Source organism: Salsuginibacillus halophilus (genome assembly GCF_003014715.1).
Taxonomy (GTDB): Bacteria; Bacillota; Bacilli; order Bacillales; family Marinococcaceae; genus Salsuginibacillus; species Salsuginibacillus halophilus.
Genome location: NZ_PYAV01000025.1, coordinates 1 through 2,846 on the forward strand (window position 1 = coordinate 1; position 2,846 = coordinate 2,846).

Here is a 2,846-nt window from a genome sequence, read left to right on the forward strand (position 1 = left end):
ACGTGATGGGAAATTTCATCTCGAGGGGGGCTTCATGCTTAGATGCTTTCAGCACTTATCCCGGCCGCACGTAGCTACCCAGCGATGCTCCTGGCGGAACAACTGGTACACCAGCGGTGCGTCCATCCCGGTCCTCTCGTACTAAGGACAGCTCCTCTCAAATTTCCTGCGCCCACGACGGATAGGGACCGAACTGTCTCACGACGTTCTGAACCCAGCTCGCGTACCGCTTTAATGGGCGAACAGCCCAACCCTTGGGACCTACTTCAGCCCCAGGATGCGATGAGCCGACATCGAGGTGCCAAACCTCCCCGTCGATGTGAACTCTTGGGGGAGATAAGCCTGTTATCCCCAGGGTAGCTTTTATCCGTTGAGCGACGACCCTTCCATACGGGATCGCCGGATCACTAAGCCCGACTTTCGTCCCTGCTCGACTTGTCAGTCTCGCAGTCAAGCTCCCTTGTGCCTTTGCACTCTGCGAATGATTTCCAACCATTCTGAGGGAACCTTTGGGCGCCTCCGTTACTGTTTAGGAGGCGACCGCCCCAGTCAAACTGCCTACCTGACACTGTCCCTGAACCGGATCACGGTTCGAGGTTAGGATTTCAGTACAGCAAGGGCAGTATCCCACCAGCGCCTCAGCCGAACCTGGCGGTCCGGCATCCAAGGCTCCTGCCTATCCTGTACAAGCTGTACCAAAACCCAATATCAAGCTGCAGTAAAGCTCCATGGGGTCTTTCCGTCCTGTCGCGGGTAACCTGCATCTTCACAGGTAATACAATTTCACCGGGTCTCTCGTTGAGACAGTGCCCAAATCGTTGCACCTTTCGTGCGGGTCGGAACTTACCCGACAAGGAATTTCGCTACCTTAGGACCGTTATAGTTACGGCCGCCGTTTACTGGGGCTTCGATTCGGAGCTTCTCCCCGTAAGGGGATAACCCCTCCTCTTAACCTTCCAGCACCGGGCAGGTGTCAGCCCTTATACTTCGCCTTACGGCTTCGCAAAGACCTGTGTTTTTGGTAAACAGTCGTTTGGGCCTTGTCACTGCGGCTCCCCTGGGCTATAAACCCTGGGGAGCACCCCTTCTCCCGAAGTTACGGGGTCATTTTGCCGAGTTCCTTAACGAGAGTTCTCCCGCGCGTCTTAGAATTCTCATCCCGCCTACCTGTGTCGGTTTGCGGTACGGGCACCTCTCTCCTCGCTAGAGGCTTTTCTAGGCAGTGTAGGATCAGGAACTTCGGTACTGATATTTCCCTCGCTGTCATTGCTCAGCCTCGTGGTCGACGGATTTGCCTGTCGACCGGCCTAACAATTTAGACGTGCTATTCCAACAGCACGCTTGCCCTACCTTACTGCGTCCCCCCGTCGCTCAAACGGAGAGGAGGTGGTACAGGAATTTCAACCTGTTGCCCATCGCCTACGCCTTTCGGCCTCGGCTTAGGTCCCGACTAACCCTGAGCGGACGAGCCTTCCTCAGGAAACCTTAGGCTTTCGACGGAAGGGATTCTCACCCTTCTTTTCGCTACTCATACCGGCATTCTCACTTCGAAGCGCTCCACCTGTTCTCACGATCAGACTTCGACGCCCTTCGAACGCTCCCCTACCACAAATACCTAAAGGTATTTATCCATAGTTTCGGTGATACGTTTAGCCCCGGTACATTTTCGGCGCAGAGTCACTCGACTAGTGAGCTATTACGCACTCTTTCAATGGTGGCTGCTTCTAAGCCAACATCCTAGTTGTCTAAGCAACTCCACATCCTTTTCCACTTAACGTATACTTTGGGACCTTAACTGATGGTCTGGGCTGTTTCCCTCTCGACGACGGACCTTAGCGCTCGCCGTCTGACTCCCGGGGACCAAGTGTCTGGCATTCGGAGTTTGACTGAACTCGGTAATCCGTTAGGGACCCCTCATCCAATCAGTGCTCTACCTCCAGCACTCTGCTCCCGAGGCTAGCCCTAAAGCTATTTCGGGGAGAACCAGCTATCTCCAAGTTCGATTGGCATTTCACCGCTACCCGCAGTTCATCTCCGTAATTTTCAACTTACGTGAGTTCGGGCCTCCAGCAGGTATTACCCTGCCTTCACCCTGACCACGGGTAGATCACCTGGTTTCGGGTCTGCGCCGACGTACTATGTCGCCCTATTAAGACTCGCTTTCGCTGCGGCTCCGCCTGTTCAGCTTAACCTTGCACGCCGGCGCAACTCGCCGGTTCATTAAACAAAAGGCACGCTGTCACCCATGAACGGGCTCCAACTGATTGTAGGCACACGGTTTCAAGATCTATTTCACTCCCCTTCCGGGGTGCTTTTCACCTTTCCCTCACGGTACTGGTTCGCTATCGGTCACTAGGGAGTATTTAGCCTTGGGAGATGGTCCTCCCGGATTCCGACGGGGTTTCTCGTGCCCCGCCGTACTCAGGATCCACTCCGGAGGCATGCGCGTTTCGATTACAGGGCTGTTACCTTGTTTCGCGGGCTGTTCCAAGCCGCTTCATCTACACGCACGCTTTGTAACTCCAAAGGAGTGTCCTTCAACCCCGGACAATGTCCGGTTTGGGCTGTTTCCGTTTCGCTCGCCGCTACTCGGGAAATCGCTATTGCTTTCTCTTCCTCCGGGTACTAAGATGTTTCAGTTCCCCGGGTCTGCCTTCTACACCGTATGTGTTCGGGTGTAGATACGGTCTCATTATAGACCGTGGGTTTCCCCATTCGGATATCTCCGGATCAAAGCTTACTTACAGCTCCCCGGAGCATTTCGTTGTTCGTCACGTCCTTCATCGGCTCCTAGTGCCAAGGCATCCACCGTGCGCCCTTTGTAGCTTAACCTACTTTTTCGGGTT

At 54.5% G+C, this 2,846-nt stretch carries 1 rRNA gene; it reads right to left on the reverse strand.

Features of this window, described 5'->3' with window-relative positions:
• Positions 1 to 2,832: ribosomal RNA gene (locus tag B0H94_RS14880) — 23S ribosomal RNA — on the reverse strand; the annotation flags it as partial.
• Between the last annotated feature and the right edge of the window lie 14 nt (positions 2,833 to 2,846).